We start from the raw sequence: 15589 nt of genomic DNA, 5'->3' as shown, positions 1-15589 counted from the left end.
TCGAATCAGCCTGATTCGCCTCCGCTTTGAGCTTCTGTCCCGGCGTGGCGAACGGCAATCAGTACCGTCACCGCGTTCAGATGGCTCTTGGGTCCCGGCCGCCACCCGCCGGGGCGGAAATTCGTAACCCGTCCGATGCTTCCCGGCTTTCGCTTCCTGTTTGCCGCGATCCTGCTGTCAACCTCCATCCTGGTGTTCGGCCTAGGTGCCGCCGCGCTGCTGCGGGCCACCCACGAGCAGTATGTCAGCAACCCCTCCTGGCGGAACGGCCCGCAGGAAAAGGTGTTTGCGCAAAGCCCAGAGCCGGCCCAGCCGGTGCTAGCGGCGCTCCGCGCCGAGCCGGAGGCGGCCGCCGAGCCCGCGCCATCGCTGCGCGACCGGGTGCCGACCATCGGCTTGCCGGTGAACGAGCCCGAACAGGTGGCCGCCCTGACGACCGAGGCTAACGTGCCGCCGCAGGTCACCGAGGCCGCGCCTCCGGCCACCGAGCCGGTGCAGGCCGAGGCCACGACGGAAGCCATCGCGCCGGCTCCTGCCGACACACTCACCCCGGCCGACACAACGGCATCGATCCCCGAGCCCACGCCTGCCGTGACCGCCAGCGAACCGGCGCCGGCCGATCCCGATCCCGGTGCGGCCCTCGCCTCCCCGGCGCCCGACATTGCCCCGGCCAAGGTGGCCGCGCTGAACGATCCGGCGGCGCCGGCCTTGAAGGATGCGCCGGCGAAGGCCAAGGGGGACACCAAGGGAGACGCGAAGGCGGACAGCAGCGCCCCGGACAGCAAGGCGGCCAAGCGCCAGGCGAAGGCGAAGAAGCGGCACCGCATGGTGCAGCGTCCTCCGCCCCAGCAGTTGCGGCAGAGCTATGATCCGTTCGGCCAGCAGCAGATGCTGGCGACAACGGCCACGCGCACGCGCCAGTAAGGCTACGCCGGCCCGGTCGCGACCGGCGGGCCGCCGGCCTGGCCCCACTCCGACCACGAGCCGTCATAGAGCGCGGTGTCGGTGATGCCGAGGCGATAGAGTGCGAGCGTCAACACGCCGGCGGACACGCCCGAACCGCAGCTCGTCACGATCAGCGCATCGAGCCTGACGCCGGCGTTCGCGAAGGCGGCGCGGAGATCGTCGAGCGGCTTCATCTCGCCGGTCGCGGCATCGAACAGCTGATTGTAGGGCACATTGCGCGCGCCGGGGATGTGGCCCGAGCGGATGCCCGCGCGCGGCTCAGGCGCGCGGCCCTCGAAGCGGTCGGCGGCGCGTGCGTCGATCACCTGCTCTGCGCTGCTTTCGACGTTGGCGATCAGCTGCTGCATGCTGCGCACGCGTTTTGAGTCGTAGCTCGCCCTAAACGTCGCGGGCTTCGGCTTTACCTCGCCGCTCTCGACCGGATGCCCCTCGGCGCGCCACTTCTTCAACCCGCCATTGAGAATGCGTACATTGCTGTGGCCGAAGGCCAGGAACATCCACCAGGCGCGGGGCGCAGCGACCCATCCGCCGGCATCGTAGAGGACGACGGTGTCGGCATTGGAGATGCCGAGTTGGCCTGCGTCACGGCCGAACTGCTCGGCGCTCGGATACATGTGCGGCAGCGGGTTGGAATGATCCGACACCGCGTCGACGTCGAAGAACACGGCGCCCGGCAGATGCGCGGCGAGATAGTCGTCCTTCGGCAGCGGCAGCACGCCCGGCAGCTTGAAGCTGGCGTCGAGGATCTTGACGTTGGCGTCGCCAATGTGGGCGGCGAGCCATTCGGTGGAGACGAGGGGGTCGGTGACGGTCATGCGAGGTCTTTCTTGTCATTCCGAAGTTGAAGCAATGCGCATCAAACTCCGCTGTCAACGCCCGGCTTGACCGGGCGATCCAGTATTCCAGAGGCGGTTGTGATTGAGTCGAGACGCTGCGGCGGACTGGATTCCCCACTTCGCGGGGAATGACAGCGGAGATTGACGCGACAGCGCAGCACTTCTCACCCCTTCTTCTTCGGCTCCCACTGCTCCACCGGACCGCCGGCATCGCGCCAGGCGGCGTAGCCGCCGGCGATGTGGGCGACGGGCTTCAGGCCCATGTCCTTGGCGGTCTTCGCCGCGAGCGCGGAGCGCATGCCGCCGGCGCAATGGAAGACGAATTTCTTGTCTTCCTGGAAGATCGGTTTTGCGTAGGGGCTCTGCGGATCGATCCAGAATTCGAGCATGCCGCGGGTGCAGGCGAACGCGCCGGGGATGCGGCCGTCGCGCTCGATCTCGCGGGGGTCGCGGATGTCGACGATGACGACATCGCCGTTCTTGGAGATCTCGATGGCCTCCTTGGCGTTGAGCGTCTCGATCTCGGCATTGGCCTCGTCGATCAGCGCCTTGATGCCGCGGGTGATGGTCTGGGGCATGTGGTTCTCCCTCTTGTCGGCCTCTGCGCGGCCGTCCGGACTGACGGCGCGTACAGCTAGTGCGTCAATTCCTTCATCGCACCCTCGAGCCCCTCGATCGTGATCGGGTACATGCGGTTGGCAAAGATGCGTTTGATGATGGTGGTCGATTCCGAATAGTCCCAGTGCTTCTGCTGCACCGGATTGAGCCACACCGTATGCGGATAGGTGCGGATGATGCGGTCGAGCCAGACCGAGCCGGGCTCCTCGTTGACATGCTCGACCGAGCCGCCGGGCACCATGATCTCGTAAGGCGACATCGATGCGTCGCCGACGAACACGACCTTGTAGTCGTGCGGGTATTTGTGCAGCACATCCCAGGTCGGCGTGCGGTCGGTAAAGCGGCGCTTGTTCTGCTTCCACACGCCTTCGTAGAGGCAGTTGTGGAAGTAGAAATACTCCATGTGCTTGAACTCGCTCTTCGCCGCCGAGAACAGCTCCTCGACCTGCTCAATATGCGAATCCATCGAGCCGCCGATGTCGAAGAACACCAGCAGCTTCACCGCATTGCGCCGCTCGGGCCGCATGTGCACGTCGAGATAGCCGTGATTGGCGGTCTCGCGGATCGTGGTGTCGAGATCGAGCTCATCAGGCGCGCCGGTGCGCGCGAATTTGCGCAGGCGCCGCAGCGCCACCTTGATGTTGCGGATGCCGAGCTCGACATTGCCGTCGAGATCCTTGAACTCGCGCTTGTCCCACACCTTCACGGCACGGTTGTTGCGGTTCTTCTCCTGGCCGATGCGGACGCCTTCGGGATTGTAGCCGTGGGCGCCGAACGGCGAGGTGCCCGCGGTGCCGATCCACTTCGAGCCGCCCTGGTGCCGGCCCTTCTGCTCCTCGAGCCGCTTCTTCAGCGTCTCCATGAGCTTGTCCCAGCCCATCGCCTCGATCTGCTTCTTCTCCTCCTCGCTGAGGTATTTTTCGGCGAGCTTCTTCAGCCACTCCTCGGGGATCTCCGCCTTCTCCATGGCGTCGAGCAGGCTTTCCAGCCCCTTGAACACCGTGCCGAAGACGCGGTCGAACTTGTCGAGGTTGCGCTCGTCCTTCACCAGCGAGGTGCGCGACAGATAGTAGAAATTCTCGACCGAGTAGTCCGACAGATCAGCGTCGAGCGCCTCCATCAGCGTGAGGTATTCGCGCAGCGTCACGGGGACCTGCGCATCGCGCAGAGAAGTGAAGAATTGCAGGAACATGGGTGACAGATTGCCCGTCGGGGGGCGAACGTCAAGGGGCCGAGCCCGCCGCGGGACGCTGGACCGGTCGGCTTTTTGCTCTAGAATTGACCGTCTCACGGGGTTGTTTTGGGGACGTTTGCAATGGGAATTCTCGCAGCGCTCATCATTGGCGCGATCGCCGGCTGGCTTGCCGGCAAGATTGTCCATGGGGCGGGATTTGGCCTGATCGGCAACATGGTCGTCGGCATCATCGGCGCGCTGGTTGCGAGCTGGGTGCTGCCGCAACTGCATATTGCGCTGGCCACCGGCACGGTCGGCGCCATCGTGGATGCCACCATCGGCGCGGTGATTGTGCTCGTCATCCTTTCGCTGATAAAACGGGTCTGAAAGCCTGACCGAACCAGGAACGGCCGCCATGAGCGGCCGTTCCGTTTGTTGGACCAGGGCGATGCCCGGCCGACGACCAACAAGGACGCGCGATGAAATTTACCGGCACCAAGGACTATGTTGCGACCGACGATCTCAAGGTCGCCGTCAATGCCTCGATCGTGCTGGAGCGCCCGCTGCTCATCAAGGGCGAGCCCGGCACCGGCAAGACCGTGCTGGCGGAGGAAGTGGCGAAGGCGCTGAACGCGCCGCTTTTGACCTGGCACATCAAGTCCACCACCAAGGCGCAGCAGGGCCTCTACGAATACGATGCAGTGTCGCGCCTGCGCGACAGCCAGCTCGGCGATGCCCGCGTCTCCGACATCAGGAACTACATCAAGCGCGGCAAGCTGTGGGACGCCTTCACCGCCGAGCAGCGCCCGGTGCTCTTGATCGACGAGATCGACAAGGCCGACATCGAATTCCCGAACGACCTCTTGCTCGAGCTCGACCGCATGGAATTCCATGTCTACGAGACCGGCGAGACGATCAAGGCGAAGCAGCGCCCGATCATGATGATCACCTCCAACAACGAGAAGGAGCTGCCGGACGCCTTCCTGCGCCGCTGCTTCTTCCACTACATCAAGTTTCCCGACGCCGACACGATGGGCCGCATCGTCGACGTCCACTTCCCCGGCATCAAGAAGCGCCTGGTCGAGGAAGCGCTGCGCATCTTCTTCGAAGTGCGCGAGGTGCCCGGTCTGAAGAAGAAGCCCTCAACCTCCGAGCTGCTCGACTGGCTCAAGCTGCTGCTCAACGAGGACATGAGCGTCGAGCAACTGCGCGAACGCGACCCGCGCAAGCTGATCCCGCCGCTGCACGGCGCGCTGCTCAAGAACGAGCAGGACGTGCACCTGTTCGAGCGGCTGGCGTTTTTGAGCCGGAGGGAGGTTTGATCTGCAAGCGCGCAGAGACAACCTGACCGCAATTCCTACCGCTACTCTGGGCCGCGCTTCCCCGCGTCATCTCGGATTCGGATGACCGTCAAGGCGGAGCTGATAAACGAAATAGGTTGGGGTACAGAACCCGATCTTTCGGCTTCTCAAGTTATTCAACGCCGGGGCACTGACGTTGAACCTTGCACTCGTGACAAAATCCGGCATCTGCTGGCAAATATAGTCCTCGCGGCAAAACCGCGACGGCGAGCATGTGTTCAGGAGGCCGCGGCCGACGCCAGCGGCGAAAATGCCGCTGTCGAAATATCCCTTGGCCATCTGCTCAAAGCCCTTGCCTCCGACGATCGCGCAGATTTCCTCGGGCACGCTGCCCGGCCGGATCACCGCCAGCGACGCCTCCTCGGGCTTGCAGGGACGCGTGACGCGGCCCAGCGGCACGCCGATCTTCGTTGGACGGCAGTTGTAGCCGTAGCCGCTCAATTTTCCTTCCGACAGCTTGTAGACGAGTTCTTCCTTGCTGACGCGGTCGCTGAACGCGCGCAGGTTGAAGCCGAGCGGGTTGTTGGCGGCGGTCTTCGCTGTGGAGTCCTCGATGACGTTTGAGCGGCAGCTCAAACCCGCGGCGACATTCTGTGCCGCGGGCACGCATTGGCCGAGATTGGAGGAAGTCGCAGCGTTCGTCACCAACGCCTGACAAGTGAGGTTACGCGTGGCATTGCAGCTCCATTTCGCGGCCTGCGCCAGATCCGCATTCAAAGGGCACGGCATGTTGTCACCGGCGACAACATAGGCCGGATTTCCGCTTTCCCAGGCCGCCGGGGGCGCCGAAGGATGCGGGCGAAAACTGTTCGGCGCCTGACCGAGCGAAACCCGCTCGACATAGTCCTTGCGGCGAACAAGTTCCGCGTAGACATGGGGCGAGAACGGCAATTGCAACTGGTTACCGTCAAGCGCGCTCCTGATCGCGTCCGCGTCGCGGCCGAAATCGAACCGGTCCACGCCGAGAAGATGGAATCCGGCGGTCGAGGATGATTGATGGCAGCCCATGCAGGACGACGTGTTCAGGCGTTCGAGCAGACCCGCGCCGGATTGCACGAATTTTGGTGACCTCCCGGGGACACCCGCCGCCGCGACGATCCGTGCCGCCTGCTCGCTGCCGATTGCGAGATCGAAGGGACGATTGGCCATGCGCGCGCTGCCGGCAGTGGAAAAACTCAGTGCGATGTCGGCCTCCAGGCTCTCCGGTATCCTGAAGGTGCCGTTGTCGATCTCGGCGATGTGGCCGGCGAGATAGTCCTGCAACTGCTTCTGCTTGGCGGGATCCTTCAGGATTGCCTGCACATCAGGCGTATTTTCCAGCCGTGTCGGCTGAAACTTGCCATCCCTCAGCGCGAAGATCCGCATCCAGTAGATCGCCTGTCCGGCGAATTTGCGGTTCTCCATGTTTTCGAGGTCTGATGGGAAGCGCACCACCTGCGCATTGATCTCCATCTGCTTGAAGATGAGTCGCGAAAAATCCAGCGGCCCCTGCAGCAGGCGTTGGGCAACCACTGCCGGATCGTCAGCATCGATCCCGGCGACGCGCCAGAGCGAGGCGACGTCCTGGCAATTCCTGCCGTCATCCGCGTAACTGAACACCATGTTCACGGTGAACGGCATGCGCGACGCGTAAGTCTTGCCGTTCATCCTCACTTCGTAGCCGAGCCGGTAGATGAAGCGCAATTCGCCGCAATGCGCGGAATCGAAATCGCGGCGGTCCATCCGATTGACCACACCCGACAGGAAGAACAATCCGTCGCTGGAACCGAGCCATTTCTCGTTAAACACGCGCGCAACATTGCCATTCAGCCGCAGCGTCTTGCCAGCGTCCGTTTTGGCCGACTTCGGGTCGTAGGTTTTCAGGATCTCCTTTTCCCAATCGATGCCGAGTCCCGCTGTGATACGCGTGATGTCGGCGGACATCACGGCAGCGAACTGCGCGTAGGTCCCACTGAATTGAGACAAATCGCTCGCCCGCGTCGGGCCGTCGGCGACCGACGGCTGCAGCAGCTTTTGCGCGGCGTGAACTTTCCGGAACAGGGTCACCAGCGAAAGCGCGGATGAATTGTCATGATCGAGCACCGCGAGCAGAGGTTCCTGGCTGATCAGGGTCGTCACCTCTGCGGAAGCCCGGGGAGACTGGGCAAAGCAGGGAGAGATCGTGAGGATCAAGAAGCAGAGTATTGAGATGAAGCGCATCTGCTGTTTCTACTACGTCAAGGCGCATCCTGCAATTTAAGGGTGAATGTCCCGAGGAGCCCGCGCTCGAGGAAAGAGGGAAAGCGCACGCTCTCCACATCGTCATTGCGAGCGCAGACACACCGCAGCATCCTCGCGGCGCATTTCGCCCGAGCTTTGCTGTCTCCGTCACGCCCTCCAGGAAAGAGGGCGCAGGGAAGGCCGGGTGCCGGCTGGCACCCACGGTCCGCTGTGCGAAAGCACACGCAGAAGAACTGCACAGCGGCATACAGGTGAAGCCAAACACACGGCCTTCCCTGCGCAGTGGTCGGACGGCGTATGCCGTGCTCTCCCGGGAGCCGAGTTCGTTCTGGCCTCCCTCACCCCTGCGAAAGTCGCCGACACCGCGCCGGTTGACGCAAATGCCGCATCCGCAAGAGCTTGACCGTAGCAGCGACGGCCAGGACCACACGGTTTTGCCGTACGCACACAGCGCCGCTCGTCCGCACGAAGCCTCAGGGCTCACGGAGAGCAATCCGCCCTGCCCTTAGCCTCTCGCGCCCGACGCTGCCGCGTCCACCGCAACCCGGCCCGCGTTTCGAACGACTCGCGAACCGCCCCTCTTCCTCGGGCCGGGCTGTTTCGATGTATGCCGCAATTCCGAATTTCGGTAAAGTGGAATATTTTCGCGAGGAGGGATTGACGGGTGGCGGGGTGTTTTGCCCGACGGGCAAACTTGAGAAGATCGTAGCCCAACACGCGGCGAGTAACCGAGGCTACGCCCCCTTGGCTCGCTTGATCTCATTCACAACCTCCGGGTCGCTTAAGTCGCGGTGCCACCAATGATTTACGAGATCCAGTGGCCGTTCCCTGCGACGCCTGTTGTCTGCGGCTGCGAGCAACTTGATGAGGAGCCGAAACACTCGAGGCAACTCAAACTCTGGTAGCGTCGAGAGCTTCGCCAATTGAATCTTGAGGTTAGGCATCGCGATCAAGACACACGGAGTAAGCGTCCGCTTCAGCCGCGACTCGGCAATTGCACCTGCCACATCGTCTGGCTTCGGCCCTGCCTGCAATATGAAGTTACTTAAGCCACGAAGCAGCCTGCGTTTGTCGTCCTTGCTCCGCGCGTTGAACCAAGCGTCCCCCTCCGAATCGCTTGCGACCCCCTGCGCCAGTTGGTTCAACAAGATTTCTTCGTCCACATTCAACATCGTGCCACCCATGGCAGCGCTGCACCCCAGCCCACGACAAAGTCATGGTGATTGCTGCAAAGGAGATAGCTCGCCTCCTCGTCACAGACATAAATCTCGAGCGCCGGACAGTCCTCCAGAACCCGAAGCAGGTCCGCACCACACGAAAATTTCCAAATCGATCGGGCGCCTTCCAGAAACATCAAACATTGGTTCGTCCCCACGTATTTCGGAATGAGCTCCCAACCATCGGGCCTTTGCCTCCCTTCGGATGTGGCTTGATCCCACGGCGCGCGGCTCGTCACGTCGACACCGAGTCGCTCCAGCACCCTGATCACGATGGCTCGGCTATCAATTTCGTTCAGCACCTCGGCCTGCACACCAGTGCTGCGAAGCGCAGCAATTACACGATCAAAGGTCATCATTCCGCGATACTCATTGCCGATTTCCCCTTCACGTGCGCAGCGGATTGCCAGGCTTGAAGGGAGACAGGTTTTCGGGTCGCGGTAACACAGACGGCGCATCGCCTGCCAAGCCATACACATCGATGCCCTTCAGCAAGCCACCACTCGAATAGATGAATATTCCACTTTGGTGATCACCATCGTTCAGCAGGAATTCACCGAGAATCTCAGCGCCGGGCGGCGCTTCAGCATGTCCCTTGATTTGGAAGTTGATGCTGGCACATCCACATCGACATCTCCAAGGCGTGACCTCAGCCAGCTTGAGCTGATCCAGATATTGCCTGGCTTCTTCCGTGCCATGCTCCAGCATCCAGCGCGCAAGATCGCGCTCGGCATCTGTGAGAGGACGATTGTGCTCTGTGCTCAAATGACGTCGTCCAAATGCGCAGGGATCGTAGCCCGGACGGAGCGCAGCGAAATCCGGGGAATGCAGGCAGATCGATACAGCTATCCCGGATTGCGCTTCGCTCCACCCGAGCTACGGGACCTTCGGATAGATGCACTGAGATCAGGGAAGACTTCGGAGAATGGCTGGACCTTGGCGATATCAGCTTTTTTCAGCCTCGGATTTTCGCTGACCTCGCGCAGATCTTTCCGGGTGTAGCCCGATCTCTTTCTGGCGTTCGACATAGCCGCTTCTCATAATTAGCGACCGCAGGGTGGGTAAAGCGAAGCGAACCACATCCTATGGGCTACGAGCTTTCATCAGGGGTTTTGATCGCTACCTGCCAAGAACTGGCGCTCGGGAGAATTCTGACTTCTCCATTTCGACGAACCAGTATGGGACCATTCCCGGCGAGAGTTGAACTAGGGTTGCCCGTTTCAACAAACTCCTTCGAATCATAGAAGAAGAGCCATCCCTCCTCTACTTCTTTGGTAAACTCATCAAGCACAACAAACTCATCGCAAACCTTTGCGGCAATGGCCGCCACGGTATTTCTTGCTAGCAACTTGGCTTCACCATAATCGATCATGTTTCAGTCCGTTCTCAGGGACCGTAGGGTGGGTTAGGGTTAGCGTCAGCGTAACCCACCTCTTTTATTTCCGCATCGAGAGAAGTGGTGGGTTACGCTTCGCTAACCCACCCTACGTAGCTGTGCCTACGCTACCGCCGCGTCCGGAATCCGCGCGGATTCCATCGGCTGCTTGCCGCGGATCAGGTCCGAGGCACGATCCGCGATCATCATGGTGGAGGCGTTGAGATTCGCCGAGATCATACGCGGCATCACGGAGGCGTCGATGACGCGGAGGCCCTCCAACCCGTGGACGCGGAGCTGGTCGTCGACCACCGCCCACGTGCTGTCCGCCGGGCCCATGCGGCAGGTGCAGCCGGGGTGGAAAGTGGTGGTGCCGCGTTCGGTGGCGGCGGCGAGGAATTCGTCGTCGGTGTTGATGTTCGGACCCGGGAAATCCTCGTAGGCGTAATAGGGCGACAGCGGCGCGCTCTTCAAAAGCCTGCGCGCGAGCTTCATGCCGCCGACGATGACGCGGCGGTCGAGCTCGGCGTCGAGATAGTTGGTCTGGATGATCGGCGGCGCGAACGGATCAGATGAGCGGATGCGGACATAGCCGCGGCTCTCCGGGCGTTGCTGCCAGGAGGCGACCGTCATACCGGGCTCGTCCTCGAGCTGGCCCTGCACGCCTTCCTTGTAGCTCGCCGGCGTGAAGGTGAGCTGGAGGTCGGAACTGTCGGCGCTCTCGCCGGAGTGCCAGAAGCAATACACCATGGTCGGCGAGAGCGAGAGCAGGCCGCGGCGCGCGGTCGCCCATTTCAGCGCTTCGATCCACAGCGAGAAGCCGCGGCGGAGCTCGTTGATGGTCTTGATGTCCTTCACGCGCGCTACGGTGCGCGGGGCGTAATGATCCTGCAGACCTTCGCCGACCGGCAGCGCGTGGCGCACCGCGATGCCGTGCGCGCCGAGCAGATCGGGTGAGCCGATTCCGGAGAGCTGGAGCAGCTGCGGCGAATTATAGGTGCCGCCGGAGAGGATCACTTCCTTGTTGGCACGCACTTCCACCGGCGTGCCGCCGCGGCCGCCCTTGGTGTAGCGCACGCCGACGGCGCGCTTGCCTTCAAAAATGATCTCGGTCGCGTGCGCGTGGGTGTGCACATGCACGTTCGGGCGCTTCATCGCGGGCTTGAGGAACGCGGTCGAGCCGGAGACGCGCAGGCCCTTGTCGATGGTGCGCTGGCAGTAGGAGACGCCTTCCTGCTTAGCGCCATTGTAATCGGGGTTGCGGGGAATGCCGAGCGAGACCGCGCCTTCCATGAAGGCTTCGCAGAGCGGATCGCGCCACTCCATGGTCGTGACGGTGAGGTTGCCGTCGCGGCCGCGATAGGTGTCCTCGCCCTCGCCGACCCGCTTTTCCAGCCGCTTGAAGTAAGGCAGCACGTCGGCATAACCCCAGCCGCGATTGCCCATCTGCGCCCAGGTATCGAAATCCATCCGCTGGCCGCGATTGTAGATGTGGCCGTTGATCGAGGACGAGCCGCCGAGCGTCTTGCCGCGCGGCGCATAGATGCTGCGCCCGCCGGTGTAGGGCCCCGGCTCCTGCTGGTAGGCCCAGTTGATGCTCTTCATGTGGAACGTCTTGATGAAGCCCGCCGGCAGATGGATGTAGGGATGCCAGTCGCTCGGGCCCGCCTCGAGCACGCAGACGCTCACGTTCGGATCTTCGCTGAGCCGGCTGGTCAGTACGCAGCCGGCGGAGCCCGCGCCGACGATCACATAATCGAATCTGTCCATGGTGCCTCGGCCGCTCAGCGCGGCTTGTCGTTGAGTTGATAGTTCAAATGCGTCCGCACCGTCGGCCATTCGGCGGCGGTGATGCTGTAAACCACGGTGTCCCGCAGCGTACCGTTCGGCGTGACCTGGTGGCTGCGCAGAATGCCGTCCTGCTTGGCGCCCAGGCGCTCGATGGCGCGGCGGCTCTGATGGTTGAAGAAATGCGTGCGGAATTCGACCGCGATGCAGTTCAGCGTCTCGAAGGCGTGGGTCAGCAGCAGAATCTTGCACTGCGTGTTGAGCGGCCCGCGCTGCGCGCTCTTCGCATACCAGGTCGAGCCGATCTCGACGCGGCGGTTGGCGGCATCGATGTTCATATAGGTGGTCTGGCCGACGATCTTGCCGCCGGCATCGAACACGGTGAACGGCAGCATCGAGCCTGCGGCCTGGAGGCCCAAGCGGCGGTCGATCTCCTTGGCCACGTTCTCCGGCGTCGGGATCGCGGTGTACCAGATCGTGTAGAGCTCGCCGTCCTTCACGGCCTCCACCAGCCCCTCGCGATGCTCTTTCGACAGCGGCTCGAGACGGGCGTGCTGCCCACGCAGGGTGACGGGATCAGGCCAGGGCATTTCTCTCTCCATAATGACTGCCGTCCTTCCGGGGCGCGACGACGTCGCGAGCCCGGAATCCATAATCACCGCTCGGGGTTATGGATTCCGGGCCTGCGTGCTGGCGCACGCATCCCGGAATGACGACCGACGCATCGGCACGGCTGCTCAGATACAATCACTTATTCAGAAAGTTCAACGGCAAACCGCCGCGCGGCCAGTCCATGGCGATCAGCTCGCCCTTGCCCGACAGCGTGATGTAGGCGGTCTTCAGCCCCTCGCCGCCGAAGGCGATGTTGGTGGTGACGCGGTCGCCGGTCGGGACCTGCTCCACCAGCGTACCATCAGGCGCGATCACCGAGATGCAGCCGGAGACCAGGGTGGCGACGCAGACATTGCCGTTCGCCTCTACCGCGAGCGAGTCGAACATCTGGTAGCCGCCGAGGCCGCAGATCGGCTTGCCGCGCTCGCCGCGATAGATCACCTCGCGCGGCTTGAGCGTGCCGGGCGCGGAGAGCTCGTAGGCCCAGAGCCGCCCCGTCGGCGTCTCCGCGATGTAGACGGTGTTCTCGTCCGGCGACAGGCCGATGCCGTTGGCCGGCAGAACGCCATGCACGACCTCGACGATCTCGGTCATGCCGGGCTTGAGATAATACATGCCGCCGACATCCATCTCGCGGGCGCGGCGCTTGCCGAGATCGGAGAACCAGAGGCCGCCGTGCTTGTCGAAGACGAGGTCGTTCGGCCCGCGCAGATCGTGCTCGCCGCATTTGGTCACGACGGTCTCGACCTTGCCCGATTGCAGATCGACGCGCTGGATCGAGCCGCCGAGATAGCCGTCCGGCTGCGGGCCGGGCATGATCATCTTGCCGGTCGGAATCCAGGAGAAGCCGCCATTGTTGCAGATGTAGATCTTGCCGTCGGGGCCGAGGGCTGCGCCGTTCGGGCCGCCCGACACCTTGGCGACGACCTCCTTGCGGCCGTCGGGATGGATTCGGGTCAGGCGCTGGCCGCGAATTTCCACCAGCACCACCGAGCCGTCCGGCATCACCACCGGCCCTTCGGGAAATTCGAGGTCGGTGGCGAGAACGCGAACGTTGGACATGGGGACCCTCCCGGCTGCTTGTTATGGCTTGCACGGGATGTCCGGCACGGGCCCCACACGCAAGATTTGCCTCCGGTTATGACAAAGTCGCCGGGGCTTGCCAAGCAAGCGGGATGGTATGCCAGCGTTGCAACGTAAAGCGCGATGACATATCGCGCCTTAGGTCTTGTTCGAGCATGATCTCTTCGGAAAACCGCCGCGCACTTGCGCGACCGCGGCCCTTCGGGTCCGGATCGTGCTTACCCCCGCACTGGTATCCAAATCTCGAAGCCGCCATTGCCGGTCGCGGGATCGAATTTCTCGTCATAGCGCTCGAAGTTCGGCGCATCCGCGGCCTTCAGGCCGGACGCCGGCAGCCACTGATTCCAGATCGTGTTGACGGTGCGGCGGATCGAGGCGACGTGCTCGGTGTGGGTGAACACCGCGTAGCGCTGCTCGGGAATGCGGATGCGACCGAAGCGGCGCGGCAGGTCGGAGAAATCGGCGACCTCGACGCCGGCGATGTAGTCGAAATTGCCGGAATCATCGCCGTTGCAGCAGACGCCATAGGCGACTTGAGATTTTCCTTGGCCGACGCGCGCGGGAATGTCGGCGACTTCCTGATGGAAGCGGTGCCACAGTCCCGGAATGGCGGCGCCGTTGTCGCAGGAGATGCGCTCGGCGGGGCCGGCGACGAGGAAGGCCTTCGCGGCTTCGAAACGCGGCGGGACCAGATGGTCGAGCATGGTGGAATCCATGAGGATCGGCTCCTGAAGCTTGAGTTTATCGAGGCACGTTGCCGCCCGCACCGCTTCGGGTGTGGTGCCAAACTGGTCGCGGAACGCGCGGGTGAACGCTTCGTGCGAGCCGTAATCCGCCTCCAGCGCCAGCGACAGGATGTCCGGCGCGCCGTTCGCAAGACTGCGCGCCGCTTCCGTCAACCGCCGCGCGCGCACGTAGCGCATCACCGGAAGTCCGGTGGCCGCGGCAAACGCCCGCACAATGTGGAACCGCGACACGCCAGATATCGCCGCAATCTCGTCGAGCGTCATCGGCTCGGCCAGATGGCTCTCGATATACCAGAGCGCGCGCTGGGCTGGGTTCATGCGTCAAGGGCCCTCGTTCGAAGCCTGGCGATGATGCGCTGACGGCCACCGCCTCGCTTGATCGGCATTGCTGTCCTCGCCTGAGAATAGTTCCGGAATAGCCACTGGCAACGCCCCGGCATTCGCAGCTACACTCGTTGCAACCGCTCACCAGAAAGAGGAACCGCGTCATGGAAATCACCGACGTGCGGGCGCACCATATCCGCATCCCCTATGACGCCGGTGTCGCGAGCTTTCGCCAGGGCGCGTCCGCAATCTCCGCGCTCGACATGGTGCTGGTCGAGGTCACGACCGATGCCGGACAGACCGGCTGGGGCGATGCGTTTGCCTATGTCTCCCCGCGCACCACGCGAAGCGCCGTCGAGGAGATGATCGCGCCGCAGGCCCGCGGGCTGAAGGTTCCCGATACCGCCGGCATTCCCGCGGTGATGGAACAGATCCAGCGCAACCTGCATCTGTTCGGCCGCTACGGCATCACGATGTTCGCGATATCAGGGCTCGACATCGCGCTGTGGGACCTGGCTGCGAAGATCGAGGGCGCGCCGCTGCATCGCCTGCTCGGCGAGACCAGGCGCTCGTCCATTCCCGCCTATGCGAGCCTGTTGCGAATTGGCTCGCCTGAGAACATCACCGGCGAATGCAAGAAGGCGCTCGCGCTCGGCTATGGCGCCATCAAGCTGCACGAGACCACGACGCCGGCGGTGTTTGCCGCGCGCGAGGCCATCGGGCCCGGCATCCCGCTGATGGTCGACATGAACTGCCCGCTCACAGGCGAGCAGGCGATCGCATTCGCGAAGGCGTGCGAGGACGCGCAGCCTATGTTTCTGGAAGAGCCGGTCTGGCCGCCGGAGGATTTTGCCGCGCTCGCCGAGGTCCGCCGCAAGGGCGGGCTCGGCGTCGCCGCCGGCGAGAACGCCTGCACGGAGTATCAATTCCGCCAGATGATGAATGCAGGCGCGGTCAGCCATGCCCAGCCGTCGGTGACCAAGGTCGGCGGCATCACGGAATTTCTGAAGGTCACCGCACTCGCCGATCAGCTCGGCGTCAAGATCGTCCCGCACTCCCCGTATTTCGGTCCGGGCCTCCTGGCGACACTGCACCTGCTGGCGACGCGCGACGACGGGTTGGTCGAGATGTTCTATCTGAAACGCGAAGCGTGCCTCTGGGGCGGCCGCGCCGATGTCGATGCCACCGGCCACGTCGCAGTGCCCTCGGGACCCGGGCTCGGCTATGAGCCCGATCGCGGCGTGATGGAGCGCTATCGCGTGGCGTGAC

The 15589-nt window shown here is 63.3% G+C and carries 16 protein-coding genes; 4 read left to right on the top strand and 12 right to left on the bottom strand.

Features of this window, described 5'->3' with window-relative positions:
• Positions 1 to 135: 135 nt before the first annotated feature.
• On the top strand, positions 136 to 924 hold the full coding sequence (locus ABIB99_RS15250; protein WP_354176405.1) for a hypothetical protein: 789 nt from the start codon (positions 136 to 138) through the stop codon (positions 922 to 924).
• A gap of 2 nt (positions 925 to 926) precedes the next feature.
• Here ABIB99_RS15250 and sseA read toward each other — a convergent pair whose 3' ends face one another.
• From sseA to ABIB99_RS15235, 3 genes are all read right to left on the bottom strand, one after another.
• The gene (sseA, locus tag ABIB99_RS15245) at positions 927 to 1781 is read right to left on the bottom strand and encodes a 3-mercaptopyruvate sulfurtransferase (protein ID WP_354176404.1); all 855 of its coding nucleotides are present in this window, start codon (positions 1779 to 1781) and stop codon (positions 927 to 929) included.
• Positions 1782 to 1966: 185 nt separating this feature from the next.
• Entirely contained in the window at positions 1967 to 2380 is a 414-nt protein-coding gene (locus ABIB99_RS15240; RefSeq protein ID WP_028152329.1) for a rhodanese-like domain-containing protein, read from the bottom strand.
• A gap of 56 nt (positions 2381 to 2436) precedes the next feature.
• Entirely contained in the window at positions 2437 to 3612 is a 1176-nt protein-coding gene (locus ABIB99_RS15235; protein ID WP_028156289.1) for a vWA domain-containing protein, read from the bottom strand.
• Between the two features lie 123 nt (positions 3613 to 3735).
• Between ABIB99_RS15235 and ABIB99_RS15230 the strand changes: the two genes are divergently transcribed.
• Complete coding sequence (locus ABIB99_RS15230; protein ID WP_063981466.1) at positions 3736 to 3981, top strand: GlsB/YeaQ/YmgE family stress response membrane protein; 246 nt, start codon at positions 3736 to 3738, stop codon at positions 3979 to 3981.
• A gap of 92 nt (positions 3982 to 4073) precedes the next feature.
• Positions 4074 to 4916, top strand: a complete 843-nt coding sequence (locus ABIB99_RS15225; protein ID WP_063981465.1) for an AAA family ATPase — start codon at positions 4074 to 4076, stop codon at positions 4914 to 4916.
• Positions 4917 to 4982: 66 nt separating this feature from the next.
• On the opposite strand, the gene ABIB99_RS15220 is transcribed toward ABIB99_RS15225, so the two are convergent.
• The 9 genes from ABIB99_RS15220 to ABIB99_RS15180 all read right to left on the bottom strand — a co-directional run bounded on the left by ABIB99_RS15220 (position 4983) and on the right by ABIB99_RS15180 (position 14314).
• A complete protein-coding gene (locus ABIB99_RS15220) occupies positions 4983 to 7073 on the bottom strand; it encodes a hypothetical protein (protein WP_354176401.1) in 2091 nt (696 codons plus the stop codon).
• A gap of 836 nt (positions 7074 to 7909) precedes the next feature.
• Positions 7910 to 8359: a DUF5958 family protein gene (locus ABIB99_RS15215; protein WP_283017515.1), complete on the bottom strand. Its 450-nt coding sequence runs from the start codon at positions 8357 to 8359 to the stop codon at positions 7910 to 7912.
• The gene (locus ABIB99_RS15210) at positions 8341 to 8751 is read right to left on the bottom strand and encodes a hypothetical protein (RefSeq protein WP_063981463.1); all 411 of its coding nucleotides are present in this window, start codon (positions 8749 to 8751) and stop codon (positions 8341 to 8343) included. The genes ABIB99_RS15215 and ABIB99_RS15210 overlap by 19 nt, the downstream gene beginning before the upstream one ends.
• Before the next feature lie 28 nt (positions 8752 to 8779).
• Entirely contained in the window at positions 8780 to 9157 is a 378-nt protein-coding gene (locus ABIB99_RS15205; RefSeq protein WP_084794989.1) for a hypothetical protein, read from the bottom strand.
• 325 nt (positions 9158 to 9482) lie between these two features.
• Complete coding sequence (locus tag ABIB99_RS15200) at positions 9483 to 9764, bottom strand: YrhB domain-containing protein (protein ID WP_084794987.1); 282 nt, start codon at positions 9762 to 9764, stop codon at positions 9483 to 9485.
• Positions 9765 to 9890: 126 nt separating this feature from the next.
• Positions 9891 to 11537 (bottom strand): GMC family oxidoreductase, encoded by a 1647-nt coding sequence (locus ABIB99_RS15195; RefSeq protein WP_063981461.1) that lies wholly within the window; start codon positions 11535 to 11537, stop codon positions 9891 to 9893.
• 14 nt (positions 11538 to 11551) lie between these two features.
• Positions 11552 to 12145 (bottom strand): GNAT family N-acetyltransferase, encoded by a 594-nt coding sequence (locus ABIB99_RS15190; protein WP_028147003.1) that lies wholly within the window; start codon positions 12143 to 12145, stop codon positions 11552 to 11554.
• Positions 12146 to 12302: 157 nt separating this feature from the next.
• A complete protein-coding gene (locus ABIB99_RS15185; RefSeq protein WP_354176398.1) occupies positions 12303 to 13229 on the bottom strand; it encodes an SMP-30/gluconolactonase/LRE family protein in 927 nt (308 codons plus the stop codon).
• A gap of 239 nt (positions 13230 to 13468) precedes the next feature.
• The gene (locus tag ABIB99_RS15180; RefSeq protein WP_354176397.1) at positions 13469 to 14314 is read right to left on the bottom strand and encodes a GyrI-like domain-containing protein; all 846 of its coding nucleotides are present in this window, start codon (positions 14312 to 14314) and stop codon (positions 13469 to 13471) included.
• A 170-nt stretch (positions 14315 to 14484) separates the two neighbouring features.
• Between ABIB99_RS15180 and ABIB99_RS15175 the strand changes: the two genes are divergently transcribed.
• Positions 14485 to 15588 (top strand): mandelate racemase/muconate lactonizing enzyme family protein, encoded by a 1104-nt coding sequence (locus ABIB99_RS15175; RefSeq protein ID WP_354176395.1) that lies wholly within the window; start codon positions 14485 to 14487, stop codon positions 15586 to 15588.
• Position 15589: the final 1 nt, after the last annotated feature.

The organism is Bradyrhizobium sp. LA6.1 (assembly GCF_040547805.1).
GTDB lineage: Bacteria > Pseudomonadota > Alphaproteobacteria > Rhizobiales > Xanthobacteraceae > Bradyrhizobium > Bradyrhizobium barranii.
Note: the sequence above shows the minus strand (reverse complement) of the source record. Positions and strands in the feature narration are given on the sequence as shown.

Coding starts and splice junctions, on each gene's coding strand:
- ABIB99_RS15175 (WP_354176395.1), top strand. CDS start 14,485: ATGGAAATCACCGACGTGCGGGCGCACCATATCCGCATCCCCTATGAC.
- ABIB99_RS15210 (WP_063981463.1), bottom strand. CDS start 8,751: ATGATGACCTTTGATCGTGTAATTGCTGCGCTTCGCAGCACTGGTGTG.
- ABIB99_RS15200 (WP_084794987.1), bottom strand. CDS start 9,764: ATGATCGATTATGGTGAAGCCAAGTTGCTAGCAAGAAATACCGTGGCG.
- ABIB99_RS15225 (WP_063981465.1), top strand. CDS start 4,074: ATGAAATTTACCGGCACCAAGGACTATGTTGCGACCGACGATCTCAAG.
- sseA (WP_354176404.1), bottom strand. CDS start 1,781: ATGACCGTCACCGACCCCCTCGTCTCCACCGAATGGCTCGCCGCCCAC.
- ABIB99_RS15235 (WP_028156289.1), bottom strand. CDS start 3,612: ATGTTCCTGCAATTCTTCACTTCTCTGCGCGATGCGCAGGTCCCCGTG.
- ABIB99_RS15215 (WP_283017515.1), bottom strand. CDS start 8,359: ATGGGTGGCACGATGTTGAATGTGGACGAAGAAATCTTGTTGAACCAA.
- ABIB99_RS15230 (WP_063981466.1), top strand. CDS start 3,736: ATGGGAATTCTCGCAGCGCTCATCATTGGCGCGATCGCCGGCTGGCTT.
- ABIB99_RS15185 (WP_354176398.1), bottom strand. CDS start 13,229: ATGTCCAACGTTCGCGTTCTCGCCACCGACCTCGAATTTCCCGAAGGG.
- ABIB99_RS15240 (WP_028152329.1), bottom strand. CDS start 2,380: ATGCCCCAGACCATCACCCGCGGCATCAAGGCGCTGATCGACGAGGCC.
- ABIB99_RS15250 (WP_354176405.1), top strand. CDS start 136: ATGCTTCCCGGCTTTCGCTTCCTGTTTGCCGCGATCCTGCTGTCAACC.
- ABIB99_RS15195 (WP_063981461.1), bottom strand. CDS start 11,537: ATGGACAGATTCGATTATGTGATCGTCGGCGCGGGCTCCGCCGGCTGC.
- ABIB99_RS15180 (WP_354176397.1), bottom strand. CDS start 14,314: ATGAACCCAGCCCAGCGCGCGCTCTGGTATATCGAGAGCCATCTGGCC.
- ABIB99_RS15190 (WP_028147003.1), bottom strand. CDS start 12,145: ATGCCCTGGCCTGATCCCGTCACCCTGCGTGGGCAGCACGCCCGTCTC.